The following is a 14,769-nucleotide window of genomic DNA, read 5'->3' as shown; positions in this document are numbered from 1 at the left end:
GCATCGAAATCAGGGTTTGACCGTAGTGTCCGTTGCGCCGGCGCCGCGGGTGCGCCAGATCGTCGTTACCGTGACACCGTTGCGCTGTAGAAGCGAGCGCTCCTCGACGTAGGTGCGCTCCAGCCGCAGCCTGCCGTAGACCTCGAAGTACTGCGTGCCCACGCCGTGCTGCGCTGCATTGAAGGGCGCGCTGCCGCTGGGCAGCGCGGCGTTGGCGGCGGCAATGTCCTTGAAGAAGGCGCGCGTGCGGCGCTCCACAAGTTGGCGCGCGCTGGCGATATTGAGCGACTCCATGCTGGCGCTGATGGCTTCGGCGCTCGCGGTGTTGAGGTTGAGCGTGGTCTTCACCGGCAGGATCGTCACGTACGGTTCGAGCGCGGCGGCGGTCGAGGGCGACAGGCCCAGCCACACCAGCTGCGAGACCTGCTGCGGCATCAGCGGCGCGGCGCTGGGATCGCCGCCGTCGGTCGCGGTGCCCGTGCCAAGGGCGGCCACCAGGCCCGTGGTCATCCGGCTGAGCTCCGACGCCGGCAGGCCCAGCAGGTTGAACAGCCGGGTGAAGGTGGCGACGCTGGCGGGCACCGGCTTGCCGTTGTCGACCAGCGACAGCACGTTGAGCTTGGACTGCGCATCGACGATGCGGCCCGAGAGGAAGGCGTCGGGCAGTCCTTCGAGGCTGTCGCTCGACACGTTCTTGTCGGCCGCCAGGAAGCTCGTGAGCCGCGCTTCCTCGAGCGGCACGGCCCAGGGCTCTGCCAGGTTGTCGGGGCCGCCGGTGCGGCCGTCTTCGCTGAGGATCAGGCGCGACCAGTCGAGCGCGCCGACCAGCACCCAGGCAGCCTGCACGCGCGCGCGCTCGGCGCCTTCGACCTCGGCCGCGCGCCACTGCTGCCATAGCGCCGCGGCGGCGAAGGTGGCCACGAGCATCACGGTCAGCATCGCGGCGAGCAGGGCGGCGCCGGACTGGCGCTTCTTTGTTGCCGTCATGATGATTTCGCCGATCCGACGGTCGGCTTGACCCAGTCGCGCGTGAGCGTGCCCGAGAGGCCGTCTCCGGGCGGCAGCGTGATGACGAGGCGCACGCCGTCGGGCATGGCGACGACGGGGCCCGCGGGGTTGTTGGGGTTGGGCACGACGGTAGGCAGCTGGCTGGCCGGCACCCAGGTGTTGTCGCGGAAGAAATAGAGCTGCCAGTTGCTGGCTGGCACCAGCGGCACGTCGCTGTAGCCGCCTCCGGCCGCGCTCGCGCCGCCGTCCTGTGCCCAGGCGCCTGCGAAGTTCCAGGCCTGCTGCCATTCGCCGCGCGTGGTGAAGGGCTGCGATTGCCAGCGCCGCCAGCGCACGCCGTCGGAGCCGGACTTCAGCATCCAGGCCACAACCTGCACCGAAGGCGCCGCGTCGTCGCTGCCACGGCGCGTGAGCCGCAACACTCGGCCGTCCCAGTCGATCGGGCGGGTCTGCGCGAGCGTGGTCACGGCGTCGAGGTCGGCGCTCCACTGCGCGAGCGTGGCCTGCAGCGTGAGGACGGCGTCGGCGCGCTGCTGGTTCTGCGTGGTGGCGCGGGACATGCTGTCCAGCCCGCGCCAGCTGATGAGCGAGAGCAGGGCCATCACCGCGATGGCGACGAGCAGTTCGATCAGCGTGAAGCCGCGGGACCTGGAGACGAGCATCAGTACCTCCCCACGATGGTGGAGATGCGCAGGATCGGCGCGTCGGCTCCGTCGCGCACCTGCACGTCGACGCGCCGGAAATTCGGGTTCAGCGTGGACGTGGTCGAAGTGGTCACGTTGAACGAGACGCCGGCCTGCAGGCAGATGGAGCCCGAGTCGCCGATTGCCGGCATTTGCCGCGACAGGCGAGCCTTGGCGAGTTCGTTCTCGGCGCACAGGTCGGCCAGCACGAGATCGGACTGGCGCTGTGCATTGCGCGTGAGCGACATCGTGGCCTGCGAACCCGCGGCCAGCGCCAGCGCGACGATGCCGAGCGCGATCAGCACTTCGATCAGCGTGAAGCCGGCGATGCGAGAGGACGGGGCAGGGCGTCGCGCGCTCATTGCACGGCCGATACGGTGAAGGGGCGCACCCCGTCGGTCGCGATGCGCAACGCGCGCGCGGGCGGGCCGGCGGAATAGAGCACGACCTGCTGCGCCGCGATGATCGGATCGGGCCCGAGCTGCAGCGCGGGAACCAGCGTGCCGTTGGCGAGAGAGGCCTGAGCTGTGATGCCCTCGGCGGCCCAGTTGGCGGGCAATGCGCCAGGCGGGAGGCCGTCGAACACGAAGCTGCCTTCGACGGGCCGCCACCGCACCACGATGCCGCTGGCGCGCGACTGGGCACGGGCCGATTCGAGCAGGGCGGCGAGCCGGTCGGCTTCGCGATCGAGCTTGGCGGCGTTGGTGTCGCGTATCGCGAAGCTGACGGCGGCGGTGGCGATCGCGATGATGGCGATCACCACGATCAGTTCCAGCAGCGTGAAGCCGCGGGCTGGGTGGATGTGGGGGCGTGGATACCGGTTGCGGCGCAGCGCGCCCGAGCCGCTATTGCCAGCTGCCGATGTCGGCATTCTTGCCCTCGCCGCCGCTTTGGCCGTCGGCGCCGAACGAGAGCACGTCGATCTCGCCCTTGATGCCCGGATTCATGTACTGGTACGGATGACCCCAGGGGTCGTTGGGCAGCTTCTCGACGTAGGCCTTCCAGTTGGGTGCGGCCGGACCGGTGGTCGGGCGCGTGAGCAGCGCCTGCAGGCCCTGCTCGGCGGTGGGGTAGCGCTGGTTGTCCAGGCGGTAGAGCTTGAGCGCCTGCATCAGGTTGTTGATGTCGGTGCGGGCGGCCGTCACGCGGGCGTCGTCGGCGCGCTCGATCACGTTCGGCACGATGAGCGCCGCCAGCACGCCGATGATGACCAGCACCACCATCAGTTCGATCAGCGTGAAGCCGCGTTGGGCGGTGCGGGTGGCGGCACGGAGGAATTTGTTCATAGCTTGGGCGGACATGATTCGGAAAGCGCGCTGCATGATAATCCGCAGCCATGACAAGTCCCTACTCAGCCGCTCGCTGGCATGCCCCACTTGCAACGACGGGGCTTTGGGCGCTGGCGGCCGGTGCCGCGGTGTTCTGGGCGCTGCGCCTGGCTTCGCCGACCGACGCCGTGGCGGCGGCCGCGACGATGCCGCGGCCTTCGGTGACGGCCGATTCGGATGCGGTGGCCCGGCTGCTGGGTGTGCTGCCTGCGTCACGCACGGCCCAGGTGGCGCCCGAGGCGGCCAGCCGCTTTGCGCTGTCGGGTGTGGTGGCCGACCCTTCGAAGCAGGGGGCCGCGTTGATCTCCATCGACGGAAAGCCGCCGCGGCCGTTCCGTGTCGGCTCGTCGGTCGGCGACAACTACGTGCTGCAGTCGGTGGGCCTGCGCTCGGCGACCATCGGCACGCAGGCCGACGGCCCGGCGGCGTTCACGCTGCAATTGCCGGTGCGTGCGCCGATCAGCGTTTCCAGCCCCGGGTTGCCGGCGGTGCCTATGTCTGCGCCGACCGGGCCTCTGCCTGCGACGATGCCAGCCGTGGTGGCTCCGCCGCAGTTGCCGCAGCAACAACAGCAACCGGGTGGCCCGCTGTCGCAACCTGCTGCTATGGCACCGCCGCCGCAACAGGCGCCCGCGCAGTAGCAGCGGACAGTTGAACGATCGAAGCCGGCCTTGAGCCGGCTTCTGCTTTTTCAGGCCTGCAGAAAGAGCCGGTACGCCGGGTTGGCCGTTTCCTCGACGTAGGGATAGCCCAGCGTTTCGAGGAAGGCGTCGAACTCGGCACCTTCGCCGGCAGGCACCTGCAGGCCCACGAGGATGCGGCCGTAGTCGGCGCCCTGGTTGCGGTAATGGAACAGGCTGATGTTCCAGTTCGGCTGCATCAGGCTCAGGAACTTGAGCAGCGCGCCGGGACGCTCGGGAAACACGAAGCGCAGCAGGCGCTCGTCATGCGCGAGGCCAGTACGTCCGCCCACGAGGTGTCGCAGATGCTCCTTCGCAAGCTCGTCGTGGGTGAGGTCGAGCGTGTTGAATCCGTGCTCGTCGAAGGTCCGCGCGATGAAGGCGGACTCGCCGCGCGCCGAGGTCGTGAGACCGACGAACACATGCGCCTTGGCTGCATCGCTTATGCGGTAGTTGAACTCGGTCACGTTGCGAGGTGCGCCGCCGCCCGTGGCTTCGGCGTCGCTCGCGGGCATCTCGCCGATCAGCTCGCAGAAGCGGCGGAAGCTGCCGCGCTCTTCGGGCATGGTGACGGCGAACAACGCCTCGCGCTCTTCACCGACTTCGGCGCGTTCGGCGACGAAACGCAGCCGGTCGAAATTCATGTTGGCGCCGCACAGAATGGCTGCATAGGTCTCGCCGTGGCGACCGTGCTGGGCAACGTATTCCTTGATGGCCGCGACCGCCAGCGCACCGGCCGGCTCGACGATGCTGCGCGTGTCCACGAAGATGTCCTTGATGGCGGCGCACACGGCGTCGGTGTCGACGGCGATGTATTCGTCGACCAGTTCGCTGGCGATGCGGAAGGTTTCCTCGCCGACCAGCTTGACCGCCGTGCCGTCGGAGAACAGGCCGACGTCGGGGAGGTTCACGCGCTGATTGGCCGCGACCGATTGCATCATCGCGTCGGAGTCGTTCATCTGCACGCCGATCACCTTGATCTCGGGTCGCACGGCCTTGATGTAGTTGGCCACGCCGGAGATCAACCCGCCCCCACCGATTGCGACGAACACCGCATCGAGCGGGCCTTGATGCTGTCGCAGGATTTCCATTGCGATGGTGCCCTGGCCTGCGATGACATCGGGGTCGTCGAAGGGATGCACGAAGGTCAGGTTTTGCTGCGCCTGCAATTCGAGTGCGTGCAGATAGGCATCCGAATAGCTGTCGCCATGCAACACGATTTCGCCGCCAAAACCACGCACCGCATCGATTTTCAGTTTGGGCGTGGTCACCGGCATCACGATCACCGCGCGCGTACCGAGCTTGCGCGCACCCAATGCAACGCCTTGCGCGTGATTTCCAGCCGATGCGCAAATTACGCCGCTTGCCAATTGCGCAGCACTCAGATGCGCCATCTTGTTATAGGCGCCGCGCAGTTTGAAGCTGAAGACCGGTTGCTGGTCTTCGCGCTTGAGCAGCACGGTGTTGCCGAGCCGTTCGCTGAGCGCGCGCGCCTTCTCGAGTGCTGATTCGACGGCAACGTCGTAGACCCGAGCGTTAAGTATTTTTCTGAGATAGTCGGCGGGCGTGAGCGCCGGATTAACAGGCGCATTGCGCACGATTTTTTCCATGGGAGTTTTCATTTGCTAACTGTTGATGATAAGAGGCATCGGGATTGCATGCGAGATATGACATGGACACAAATGTCATAAACCTCTTCGGCAAAGCCTCAGCTGCAAATGATTCGGGATTTTTTGGACGCACCTATCCCGCGATTCATCCGACCGCCAATCAATTTACAAATGAGCAGAATCTGTTATCAATTTCTGTCAGTGACCTTTCGAAAGGGCTGATGCAGGCGGAGGCTGCGCGCGTTCAGCGAAAAGAAATTGGGCGTGCCACATGGCAGGTGATGGGCAACAGATTGCGTGCGCACATCGTTCCGTTGCTCGGCGACGTGTCGGCGCAGTCGTTTGCAACCGCCGACGCGCAACGCTTGATCGATCACCTCGGAGAGCAAGGCTTCACCAGCACGACGATTGCCCAGTACCTGGTGCTGTTGCGCAAGGTGGTGATGCACGGCGTGCACATCGGTGTGCTTCGCGATGCGCCTCCTTTTCCAAAGGTCAAGGTGCGCAGCCAGCCGCGTGGCAGCTTTAGCGTTGCGGAATACCGGACGATCATCAAGACCGCGCGCAGCTTGCGCGGGCACTCGCATCCGGTGCTCGATCAACTCGCGGCCGGCGAACGTTTCTGGATTGCGCGCGAACTGCTCGTCATGCCGGACGAGCTGCCCTGGCTGATCCGCTGGATGGTGAACACCTTCGTGCGTCCGAGCGACATCAAGCTCATGAAGCACAAGCACATCGAGGTCGTGCGCGGCAAGCACGTCTATCTTCGGATGAACCTGCCGGAGACCAAGCGGCACAGTCAGCCCATCGTGAGTCTGTGTCCTGCGGTGCGGGTCTATGAATGCTTGCTCGCTTATCGTGGCGAGCATGGGTATGGCGGAGCGGAGGACTACATCTTCCTGCCGCAGTTGAAGAACCGCGAGCATGCGCTGGCGGTGCTCAACTTCTTCTTTCACTGGGTGCTCGAAAAGGCAGGGCTTGAGAAAGGGCCACTGGGCCAGTCGAGGACGCTCTACTGCCTGCGTCATACCGCGATCACGCTGCGGCTCTTGTACGGGCAAGGGATCGACATGCTGACCTTGGCACGCAATGCGCGCACGAGCGTCAATATGGTCGAGCGTTTCTACGCATCGGTGTTGAGCGGAGAAATGAATGTGGGGCTGCTGCAAAGCCGGCGTAGCCGGGCGAGCTGAGAAAAAGAGAGAGAAAGGACAAAAAGCCGCCCGGCGTGAGCCGGGCGACTTGAGGCTTTGCTGATTCGAACTGGCAAGAGCCAGCATCGGGATCAAACGAGGAAGATCAGAACGCGTGACGGATGCCGAAGTCGTAGCCCGTCGAGGTCTTCGGCGTGAACACGCCAGCAGCCGCGTTGTAGAAAGCCGGGCCACCCACGGTCAATGCCGCGCCGTTCTTGTTGCTCACGCGAGCAACCGTGGCGTAAAGGGCCGTGCGCTTCGACAGGTTGTGCACGTAACCAAGTGCCAGCTTGTTGGCCTTCGGGTCGCGTCGGGTGGCCGACAGGTTGTCGTCGTACTTGACAGCCGAGTAGGACGCTCGGATCAGGCCTGCACCAACTGGCACAGTCAGGCCAAGTAGATAGCCGTTCAGATCGACGTCGGGACGACCGCCGGCGATCGGCCGGTTTTTGTAGTCACGCGAGTTCTCGGCACGCGAAAGTTCGCCGAACAGCTTCACGGGGCCGAAGTCATACGAGGCACCCAGGTTAAAGATGTTTACCGAGTCAGTGGTGCCAGCGTAGTACTGATCGCCAACCGTGCTGTTGCCGTAGGCCACTGCGACGTCCAGAGGACCGTTTGCGTAGCCGAGGCGACCACCGATGTAACGGCCTGCGCGGCTCTTCGAGGTTGAGCTGTCCGCCGGGGTGAAGCCGCCGTTGCTGTACTTGTCGTTCTCGTGGAACGCATACATCACCTGGCCGTAAAAGCCGCCAAGGTTCGGTGGCAGGAAGTAGCCGATCGAATTGCTGGCGCGAGAGTAGTTCTGGTTGCCGCCGAAGCCGCCGGTGTCCTTGGCGCCGTAGGTCACGGCGTTGAAGCCGTTGGCCGTGTTGATCAGGTTGGAGCCAACGCCGTTGGTGCCGAACGGATCGAAGACGGTGTCGTTCCAGAACGTCGGGGTGTAGTCGCGACCCAGGCGGAGTTCGCCGAAACCACCCGACAGACTCACGGTCGAGCGACGAACGAAGGTTGCGAGGCCGGTGGCGCCGTCGTCATTGGTGATGGGGGCTTCGAGCCAGAAGCTGGCTGCCAGGCCGCCACCCAGATCTTCCGTACCACGGAAGCCCAGGCGGCTCGAGTTGTAACCCGAGTTGGCCAGCGCCGTGCGGCTGACCTTCACGCTGCCCAGATTCGTGGGCCTCAGGTCGCGCGAACTGGACGAGTAACCGCTGATCGATGCGTCGACCACACCAAACAGCGTGACGGACGACTGAGCCGAGGCAACACCGGCAACAGCCAGGGCAGCCAGAGCAACTGCCCTTTCGGTGCGAAAACTAGAGTGGCGGCAAGGCCGGTGAGGGTGGCCTGGAAAGAAAAAAGCCCCGAGCTTTGCAGCTCGGGGCTAAATCCACCAATTGGAAGGGTGGAGGAGACAACTGGGTGCGCATACGTTTGCGCAATGAAATAAAGTATATCGACTGTTTGTTGCGTTGCAACAAGCGAGTGATGCTTTTCCCACACACAAATGGATGTCGGCGTGCATTTTTGCCCGACATCCCAGACCTGGAACTCCGAAAACCATGGAATGCACAGTAAGTTGGACCGGTGACGCAGGCACGCGATCGGCCATGGGCTTCGTTGCCGAGACGGGCAGCGGCCATGTCCTGATGATGGATGGCGCACCGGATGCCGCAAAGCCCGAGAACGGCGGACAGAACCTCGCGGCGCGGCCGATGGAGACCGTTCTTGCCGGCACCGGGGGATGCACTGCCTACGATGTCGTGCTCATACTGAAGCGCGGACGCCATCGCGTCGAGCGCTGCAGCGTCAAGCTGACCAGCGAGCGCGCCGAAAAGGACCCCAAGGTCTTCACGAAGATCCACATGCACTTCACCGTGGCGGGCAAGGGAATTCCGGCCTCTGCCGTGGAGCGCGCAATCGCACTGAGTCACGAAACGTATTGCTCCGCCAGCATCATGCTGGCGAAGACAGCCGAAATCACCACCAGTTTCGACCTGATCGAAACCTGAGCCAAGTGGCCTAGATGCGGTGCGCCAGCGTGGTCATCACGCGGGAGGCCACGCGCATCAGGGCCTTGGCCGGCGCCGGGAGCTCTGCCGCGCCGGCGTCGACAGCCTGTGACGCATGGCGGGCTTCGTCTAGCTTCATCTGCTCGACCACTGCCTTGGATGCGCTGTCTCCGGACGGAAGGCGATCGAGGTGGCTGTCCAGGTGGGCCTCCACCTGACGCTCAGTCTCTGCGACGAATCCCAGACTCAATGGGTCTCCGAGTCGGCCTGCGACGAGGCCGAGGCCGAAAGCGCCTGCGTACCAGAGAGGATTCAGGATCGACGGGCGCGCCCCCAACTCGTCAAGGCGTTGCCGGGTCCAGGCCAGGTGATCGGTTTCCTCGTGCGCCGCTTCGAGGAAATGGGCGCGCAGCGCAGGATCGCGTGTCACCGCTGCCTGGGCTGTGTAAAGCGCCTGTGCGCAGACTTCACCCACATGATTCACCCGCATCAGCGCGCCGGCTTCCCGACGTTCCGCTTCACTCATTTCACCCGGTGCCTGTGAGGGGGCGGGCGTCGCCCGCGTGGCATGGGGGCGGGCAAAAAGCGTGCGCAATGCAGCGTCTGCCGCGGTCAGAACAGAGTCGATCATGAGCGTCATGTGGCTATTTGAACGCACATGCGAAATGCCATGCCGGAGCCTCGTCATATTTCACATAGTGGTGCGCAGAGGGGTCTAAGTCCTTTGTTGCAAGCGTGCAACGAAACGCGCGAGCCATCCAAGATTTCGGGCGAATTGTTTTGCCCTGCCGCAGCGGCTCTGGTGCAATAGCATCAACTTCCCAAAAGGAGGTTGGCCCGGGGTCCGGTGGGAGCACAAAAGTGCCAGTCACGGTGAGCCCTTCGCACCGGAGCCCTATGTTTAACCTTGGAGAAACTTGCAATGAAAAAATCTCTAGTTGCTCTGGCTGCCCTGGCTGTTGCCGGTGTTGCCTCGGCTCAGTCGTCCGTCACGCTGTTTGGTGTGGTCGACGCGTCGATCAGCGGCTATTCGAGCACCTCGCGTGACCTGAACCAGGCCACGCTCCTGAACCCGTTCTACCTGAACCAAGGCAGCCGCAAGGTCAGCAGCACGCAGCTGGCTAACTCGGGCTACAACTCGAGCCGTCTGGGCTTCCGTGGTACGGAAGACCTCGGTGGCGGCCTGGCAGCCAGCTTCTGGCTCGAAGCTCCGATCAGCAATGACAACGGCCAAGAAGGTATCGCGACGTTCGCACGCCGCTCGACCGTCAGCCTGTCGGGTGGTTTCGGTGAAGTTCGCCTGGGTCGTGACTACACCGCCACGTTCTGGAACGACACCGTGTTCGATCCGTTCGGCACCAACGGCGTTGGTACCAACCTGATCTTCTCGTCCAGCGCTCTGCTCGGCGCCTTCGGCACCCCCGCAGCCTCGACTGGCGCCGCTACCAACGTCGGCTCCAGCAACTACGTTCGCGCAAGCAACGTCGTCGGCTACTTCCTGCCGCCGAACCTGGGTGGTTTCTACGGCCAAGTGCAGTACGGCTTCGCAGAGAAGAATAAGTACAGCCCTGGTCTGTCTACGCCTAACGTTGCCAACAGCCAACGTCAAGGTCGTTACGTCGGCGGCCGCTTCGGCTACGCGAACGGTCCTCTGGACGTTGCGCTGGCTTATGGCAGCAGCACCGTGGGTGACGACTACTACGCCGGCACGACCACCAAGACCAACACGCTGAACCTGGGCGCTTCGTATGACTTCGGTCCCGTGAAGCTGTTCGGTGAACTGTCGAAGGTCAAGAACAAGGTTGACTACGAAGTGACGCCGCTGGCTGGTGGCCGTCCTGACGTGGATGTGACCGGTTACCTGCTCGGCGCTACCGTGCCGGTCGGTGCTGGCCTGATCCGCGCTTCGTGGTCGCACGTCAAGTACGACCAGAACCTGCCGTTCAACCCGTTCGCTCTGAACACGCCTGATCCCAAGGCCAACAAGCTGGCTCTGGGCTACGTGCACAACCTGTCGAAGCGCACGGCTCTGTACGCTACGGTTGCTCGCGTCAGCAACAAGAACGGCGCAGCTCTGACCGTTGGCGGTGCTTCGTTCGTGACCACCGGTGGCTTCACCCCGAAGACCTCGACCGGCTACGACTTCGGTATCCGTCACGCTTTCTAATTTGACGCTGGCGTGAGCCAGCTTCGAATCAAAAGCTCGAAAGCCACTCGACGAAAGTCGAGTGGCTTTTTTTCGTCTGGACACTCTTGGGGAAACCACGAGGCGCACCCCCGGGGAACCACCGTGCGGGCACGCACCTTGCACTGCTAGCATGCCCCGTTCACTCCGCTCGATGAATGATTGCCTTTGTACTGCGCCGCCTGATCCAGGCCGTGATCGTGATGATCGCGGTCGCGTTCATCGCCTTTCTCCTCTTCCAATACGTCGGCGACCCCGTCGTGTTCCTGCTGGGGCAGGACGCCAAGCCTGAGCAGATCCGCGAACTGCGCGCCGCATTGGGGCTCGACCAGCCCTTCTTCGTGCAGTTCTGGCACTTTCTCGTCAATGCCGCACAAGGCGAGTTCGGCCTGAGCCTGCGCCAGGGCGCGAAGGTGTCGCGACTCATCGGCGAGCGCTTCCCCGCCACGCTTGAACTCGCGCTCGTCGCGGCCGTGCTGGCGCTGTTCATCGGCATTCCGATGGGCGTCTACACCGCGTTGCGCCGCGGCACCTTCATGAGCCAGGTGTTCATGACCGTGTCGCTGCTCGGCGTGTCCTTGCCCACCTTCCTGATCGGCATCCTGCTGATCCTCGTCTTCGCCGTGACGCTGGGGTGGTTCCCGAGCTTCGGGCGCGGCGAGACCGTGAAGCTCGGCTGGTGGACCAGCGGCCTCTTCAGTGCCGACGGCTGGCAGCACATCGTGTTGCCGGCGGTGACGCTGGCGATCTTCCAGCTCACGCTGATCATGCGGCTGGTGCGCGCCGAGATGCTCGAGGTGCTGCGCACCGACTACATCAAGTTCGCGCGTGCGCGGGGCCTGACGAACCGCGCCATCCACTTCGGCCATGCGCTCAAGAACACGCTGGTGCCCGTGATGACCATCACCGGCCTGCAGCTCGGCGGCCTGATTGCCTTCGCGATCATCACCGAGTCGGTGTTCCAGTGGCCCGGCATGGGCCTGTTGTTCATCCAGGCCGTGACCTTCGCCGACATTCCGGTGATGGCGGCCTACCTGTGCCTCATCGCCCTGATCTTCGTGGTGATCAACCTCGTGGTCGACCTGCTGTACTTCGTGGTCGATCCGCGATTGCGCGTTGGCAAGGCGGGAGGGCACTGACATGACGACAGCGACAGCAGAGGCCCCGCGCCTCAAGGCCTCCGGCCGCGCGTTCGCGCACATTGCGAACTTCTACCCCGAGATCACGGCCTTCCGCCGCGACCTGCACGCACACCCCGAGCTCGGCTTCGAGGAGATCTACACCTCCGGCCGCGTGCGCGAGGCCCTGCGCGCCTGCGGTGTCGACGAGATTCACGAGGGCATCGGCAAGACCGGCGTGGTCGGCGTCATCCGCGGTCGTTCGACGGCCAGCGGCCGCATGATCGGCCTGCGCGCCGACATGGACGCGCTGCCCATGCGCGAAGACAACGACTTCGGCTGGCGCTCCGCCAGCGAGGGCCTCATGCACGGCTGCGGCCACGACGGCCACACTGCCATGCTGGTCGGCGCCGCGCGCTACCTGGCCGAGACGCGCGACTTCGACGGCACCGCCGTGCTCATCTTCCAGCCCGGCGAAGAGGGCTGCGCCGGCGCGCGCGTGATGATCGAGGACGGCCTGTTCGACCGCTTCCCGGTCAACGCCGTCTACGCGATGCACAACTGGCCCGCCATGCCGGCCGGCACCGTCGGCATCAACCGCGGCGCGATGATGGCCGCGGCCGACCGCATCACCATCAGCATCAAGGGCAAGGGCGGCCATGGCGCGCACGCCTACCAGACCGTCGACCCCGTGATCGTCGCGGCGCACATCATTACGGCCGCACAGACCATCGTTTCGCGCAACGTGCGCCCGATCGACGCCGCCGTCATCAGCATCTGCGCGATGCAGGCCGGCGATCTCGGCGCGATGAGCGTGGTGCCGGGCGAGGCCACGCTGGTCGGCACCGTGCGCACCTTCAGCGCGCGCGTGCAGGCGCAGATCGAGCAGCGGCTGAACGAGCTGTGCGCGGCCATTGCCTCGGGCTTCGGCGCCAGCGCCAGCATCAAATATGAGCGCATCTACCCCGCCACCATCAACACCGCGCCCGAGGCCATGTTCGCGGCCGACGTGGCCGAGTCGCTGGTCGGCGCGAAGAATGTCGAGCGCAGCATGGAGCCCAGCATGGGCGCCGAAGACTTCTCTTTCATGTTGCAGAAGAAAGCCGGCGCCTACCTGCGCATCGGCCAGGACGTGCGCGACGGCGCCTACCTGCACAACAGCCGCTACGACTTCAATGACGAGATCCTGCCGCTTGGCGCCGCGCTGCATGCCGGCCTGATCGAGCAGGGCATGCCGCTTGCCGTTACCCGCGGTGCGCAGCCAGGGAGAGCCGCCGCTACCGCGGCGACGTGATGTGTTTGATTCCAACCCGAGGAGTGTTCCCATGAGTTTCAAGAAAAGTGTGGCTGCGGCCGCCGTTTTGTGCGCCCTGGGCGCCGTCAGCATGGTCGCCGGCGCGCAGACCATCCGCATCGCGAACCAGGGGGACGCGCTATCGCTGGACCCGCACTCGCTCAACGAATCGCTACAGCTGAGCGTGACCGCCAACGTCTATGAAACCCTCGTGGGCCGCAACAAGGACCTGAGCCTTGCACCGCTGCTGGCCACCAGCTGGAAGCAGACCTCGCCGAATGTCTGGCGCTTCGAACTGCGCAAGGGCGTGACCTTCCACGACGGCACCCCGTTCTCCGCCGACGACGTGGTGTTCAGCTTTGCGCGCGCCCAGGGCGACGGCTCCGACTTGCGCGCCACGCTGAGCGACATCAAGGCCGTGCGCAAGGTCGGCGACCTCGCCGTCGAGATCGAAACCAACGGCCCCTTCCCGATCCTGCCCGACGTGATCTCGCTCACCATGATCATGAGCAAGAAGTGGTGCGAGGAAAACCAGGCCACCAAGCCGGTGGATCGCCGCAAGGGCATCGAGAACACCGCCTCGTTCAAGGCCAACGGCACCGGCCCGTTCCGTGTGCGTGAGCGCCAGCCCAACGTGCGCACCGTGTTCACGCGCAACGGCACCTACTGGGGCAAGATCGACGGCAACGCGCAGGAGATCATCTTCACGCCCATCGCCAACCCGGCTACCCGCGTGGCCGCACTGGTCTCGGGTGAAGTAGACGTGATGGAGCCCGTGCCGGTGCAGGACATCGCCCGCATCAACGCCGCGCCCAATGCCCGCGTGATCACCGGCCCCGAGATGCGCACCATCTTCCTGGGCATGGACCAGAAGCGCGACGAGCTGCAGTACTCGAACATCAAGGGCAAGAACCCGTTCAAGGACAAGCGCGTTCGCCAGGCCTTCTACCAGGCCATCGACATCGTCGGCATCCAGAAGACCGTGATGCGCGGCGCCTCCAAGCCCACCGGTCTCCTGGTCGGCCCCGGCATCAACGGCTGGACCGCCGAGCAGGACAAGCGCTTGCCCTACGACGTCGAGGCTGCCAAGAAGCTGCTGACCGAAGCCGGCTACCCCAACGGCTTCGAGGTGTCGCTGAACTGCCCGAACGACCGCTACGTGAACGACGGCCAGATCTGCCAGAGCGTTGCCTCCAACCTCGCGAAGATCGGCGTCAAGATCAACCTCGTGGCCGAGACCAAGGGCACCTACTTCCCGAAGGTGCTGCGCCGCGACACCAGCTTCTACATGCTGGGCTGGACCCCGACCACCTACGACTCGCACAACGCGCTGAGCTCGCTCACCTCCTGCCCCGACGACAAGGGCACCGGCCAGTTCAACCTGGGTGCGTACTGCAACCCCAAGCTCGACGAGCTGACCAAGAAGATCCAGTCCGAGAGCGACAAGGCCAAGCGCAACGAGCTGATCAAGGAGGCGTTCAAGATGCACGCCGACGACATTGGCCACCTGCCGCTGCATCAGCAGTCGCTGGCCTGGGGCGTGAGCAAGAAGGTCGAGCTGGTGCAGCTGGCCGACAACTTCATGTACTTCAAGTGGATGAGCATCAAGCCGTGATCCCGCTGGCCGCCCGCAAGGCGGCCTGACCATGGGCCCG

15 protein-coding genes are annotated in these 14,769 nt (G+C 64.7%); 7 read left to right on the top strand and 8 right to left on the bottom strand.

Going from position 1 to position 14,769, the window contains the following annotated elements; all coding sequences use genetic code 11:
* Nucleotides 1–9: 9 nt before the first annotated feature.
* The 5 genes from gspK to gspG are packed head-to-tail and all read right to left on the bottom strand — an operon-like array spanning nt 10 to nt 2,977.
* Nucleotides 10–987: a type II secretion system minor pseudopilin GspK gene (gspK, locus tag AC07O3_RS13550; RefSeq protein ID WP_495339535.1), complete on the bottom strand. Its 978-nt coding sequence runs from the start codon at nt 985–987 to the stop codon at nt 10–12.
* Nucleotides 984–1,670 (bottom strand): PulJ/GspJ family protein, encoded by a 687-nt coding sequence (locus AC07O3_RS13545; RefSeq protein WP_495339534.1) that lies wholly within the window; start codon nt 1,668–1,670, stop codon nt 984–986. Before AC07O3_RS13545 ends, gspK begins: the two co-directional genes overlap by 4 nt.
* Complete coding sequence (gene gspI / locus AC07O3_RS13540; protein WP_307613829.1) at nt 1,670–2,053, bottom strand: type II secretion system minor pseudopilin GspI; 384 nt, start codon at nt 2,051–2,053, stop codon at nt 1,670–1,672. Before gspI ends, AC07O3_RS13545 begins: the two co-directional genes overlap by 1 nt.
* Nucleotides 2,050–2,562, bottom strand: coding sequence for a prepilin-type N-terminal cleavage/methylation domain-containing protein (locus AC07O3_RS13535; protein WP_495339533.1), 513 nt, complete (start codon nt 2,560–2,562; stop codon nt 2,050–2,052). The genes gspI and AC07O3_RS13535 overlap by 4 nt, the downstream gene beginning before the upstream one ends.
* Nucleotides 2,537–2,977 carry a type II secretion system major pseudopilin GspG gene (gene gspG, locus AC07O3_RS13530; protein ID WP_093048308.1) on the bottom strand — a complete coding sequence of 147 codons (441 nt, stop codon included), beginning with the start codon at nt 2,975–2,977 and terminating at the stop codon, nt 2,537–2,539. Before gspG ends, AC07O3_RS13535 begins: the two co-directional genes overlap by 26 nt.
* Nucleotides 2,978–3,027: 50 nt before the next feature.
* On the opposite strand from gspG, the gene AC07O3_RS13525 reads away from it, so the two are divergent.
* On the top strand, nt 3,028–3,660 hold the full coding sequence (locus AC07O3_RS13525) for a type II secretion system protein N (protein WP_093048311.1): 633 nt from the start codon (nt 3,028–3,030) through the stop codon (nt 3,658–3,660).
* Nucleotides 3,661–3,710: 50 nt separating this feature from the next.
* Here AC07O3_RS13525 and ilvA read toward each other — a convergent pair whose 3' ends face one another.
* On the bottom strand, nt 3,711–5,321 hold the full coding sequence (gene ilvA, locus AC07O3_RS13520) for a threonine ammonia-lyase, biosynthetic (protein WP_307613826.1): 1,611 nt from the start codon (nt 5,319–5,321) through the stop codon (nt 3,711–3,713).
* Between the two features lie 50 nt (nt 5,322–5,371).
* On the opposite strand from ilvA, the gene AC07O3_RS13515 reads away from it, so the two are divergent.
* On the top strand, nt 5,372–6,502 hold the full coding sequence (locus AC07O3_RS13515) for a site-specific integrase (protein WP_495339532.1): 1,131 nt from the start codon (nt 5,372–5,374) through the stop codon (nt 6,500–6,502).
* 106 nt (nt 6,503–6,608) lie between these two features.
* Here the strand turns inward: AC07O3_RS13515 and AC07O3_RS13510 are convergent, their stop codons facing one another.
* Nucleotides 6,609–7,796 carry a porin gene (locus AC07O3_RS13510; RefSeq protein ID WP_495339632.1) on the bottom strand — a complete coding sequence of 396 codons (1,188 nt, stop codon included), beginning with the start codon at nt 7,794–7,796 and terminating at the stop codon, nt 6,609–6,611.
* 271 nt (nt 7,797–8,067) lie between these two features.
* On the opposite strand from AC07O3_RS13510, the gene AC07O3_RS13505 reads away from it, so the two are divergent.
* The gene (locus tag AC07O3_RS13505) at nt 8,068–8,517 is read left to right on the top strand and encodes an OsmC family protein (protein ID WP_007834112.1); all 450 of its coding nucleotides are present in this window, start codon (nt 8,068–8,070) and stop codon (nt 8,515–8,517) included.
* Between the two features lie 10 nt (nt 8,518–8,527).
* On the opposite strand, the gene coq7 is transcribed toward AC07O3_RS13505, so the two are convergent.
* On the bottom strand, nt 8,528–9,157 hold the full coding sequence (coq7, locus tag AC07O3_RS13500) for a 2-polyprenyl-3-methyl-6-methoxy-1,4-benzoquinone monooxygenase (RefSeq protein WP_093172588.1): 630 nt from the start codon (nt 9,155–9,157) through the stop codon (nt 8,528–8,530).
* Between the two features lie 282 nt (nt 9,158–9,439).
* Here coq7 and AC07O3_RS13495 point away from each other — a divergent pair, with 282 nt between their 5' ends.
* The 4 genes from AC07O3_RS13495 (at nt 9,440) to AC07O3_RS13480 (ending at nt 14,729) form a co-directional block, all read left to right on the top strand.
* Nucleotides 9,440–10,684, top strand: coding sequence for a porin (locus tag AC07O3_RS13495; RefSeq protein ID WP_495339531.1), 1,245 nt, complete (start codon nt 9,440–9,442; stop codon nt 10,682–10,684).
* 176 nt (nt 10,685–10,860) lie between these two features.
* The gene (locus tag AC07O3_RS13490) at nt 10,861–11,841 is read left to right on the top strand and encodes an ABC transporter permease (protein WP_093048330.1); all 981 of its coding nucleotides are present in this window, start codon (nt 10,861–10,863) and stop codon (nt 11,839–11,841) included.
* Between the two features lies 1 nt (nt 11,842).
* On the top strand, nt 11,843–13,114 hold the full coding sequence (locus AC07O3_RS13485; protein ID WP_093075960.1) for a M20 aminoacylase family protein: 1,272 nt from the start codon (nt 11,843–11,845) through the stop codon (nt 13,112–13,114).
* Nucleotides 13,115–13,145: 31 nt separating this feature from the next.
* Entirely contained in the window at nt 13,146–14,729 is a 1,584-nt protein-coding gene (locus AC07O3_RS13480) for an ABC transporter substrate-binding protein (RefSeq protein ID WP_093172579.1), read from the top strand.
* Nucleotides 14,730–14,769 lie beyond the last annotated feature (40 nt).

The sequence above is a fragment of the Variovorax sp. GW821-FHT09D05 genome (assembly GCF_059416325.1).
The sequence above is the reverse complement of the archived record's forward strand: the minus strand, read 5'-3'. Positions and strand labels throughout refer to the sequence as shown.

Bases quoted from the DNA above. Each gene is read 5' to 3' on its own strand.
- gspK (WP_495339535.1), bottom strand. From the start codon at position 987: ATGACGGCAACAAAGAAGCGCCAGTCCGGCGCCGCCCTGCTCGCCGCG.
- AC07O3_RS13545 (WP_495339534.1), bottom strand. From the start codon at position 1,670: ATGCTCGTCTCCAGGTCCCGCGGCTTCACGCTGATCGAACTGCTCGTC.
- gspI (WP_307613829.1), bottom strand. From the start codon at position 2,053: ATGAGCGCGCGACGCCCTGCCCCGTCCTCTCGCATCGCCGGCTTCACG.
- AC07O3_RS13535 (WP_495339533.1), bottom strand. From the start codon at position 2,562: ATGCCGACATCGGCAGCTGGCAATAGCGGCTCGGGCGCGCTGCGCCGC.
- gspG (WP_093048308.1), bottom strand. From the start codon at position 2,977: ATGAACAAATTCCTCCGTGCCGCCACCCGCACCGCCCAACGCGGCTTC.
- AC07O3_RS13525 (WP_093048311.1), top strand. From the start codon at position 3,028: ATGACAAGTCCCTACTCAGCCGCTCGCTGGCATGCCCCACTTGCAACG.
- ilvA (WP_307613826.1), bottom strand. From the start codon at position 5,321: ATGAAAACTCCCATGGAAAAAATCGTGCGCAATGCGCCTGTTAATCCG.
- AC07O3_RS13515 (WP_495339532.1), top strand. From the start codon at position 5,372: ATGGACACAAATGTCATAAACCTCTTCGGCAAAGCCTCAGCTGCAAAT.
- AC07O3_RS13505 (WP_007834112.1), top strand. From the start codon at position 8,068: ATGGAATGCACAGTAAGTTGGACCGGTGACGCAGGCACGCGATCGGCC.
- coq7 (WP_093172588.1), bottom strand. From the start codon at position 9,157: ATGACGCTCATGATCGACTCTGTTCTGACCGCGGCAGACGCTGCATTG.
- AC07O3_RS13495 (WP_495339531.1), top strand. From the start codon at position 9,440: ATGAAAAAATCTCTAGTTGCTCTGGCTGCCCTGGCTGTTGCCGGTGTT.
- AC07O3_RS13490 (WP_093048330.1), top strand. From the start codon at position 10,861: ATGATTGCCTTTGTACTGCGCCGCCTGATCCAGGCCGTGATCGTGATG.
- AC07O3_RS13485 (WP_093075960.1), top strand. From the start codon at position 11,843: ATGACGACAGCGACAGCAGAGGCCCCGCGCCTCAAGGCCTCCGGCCGC.
- AC07O3_RS13480 (WP_093172579.1), top strand. From the start codon at position 13,146: ATGAGTTTCAAGAAAAGTGTGGCTGCGGCCGCCGTTTTGTGCGCCCTG.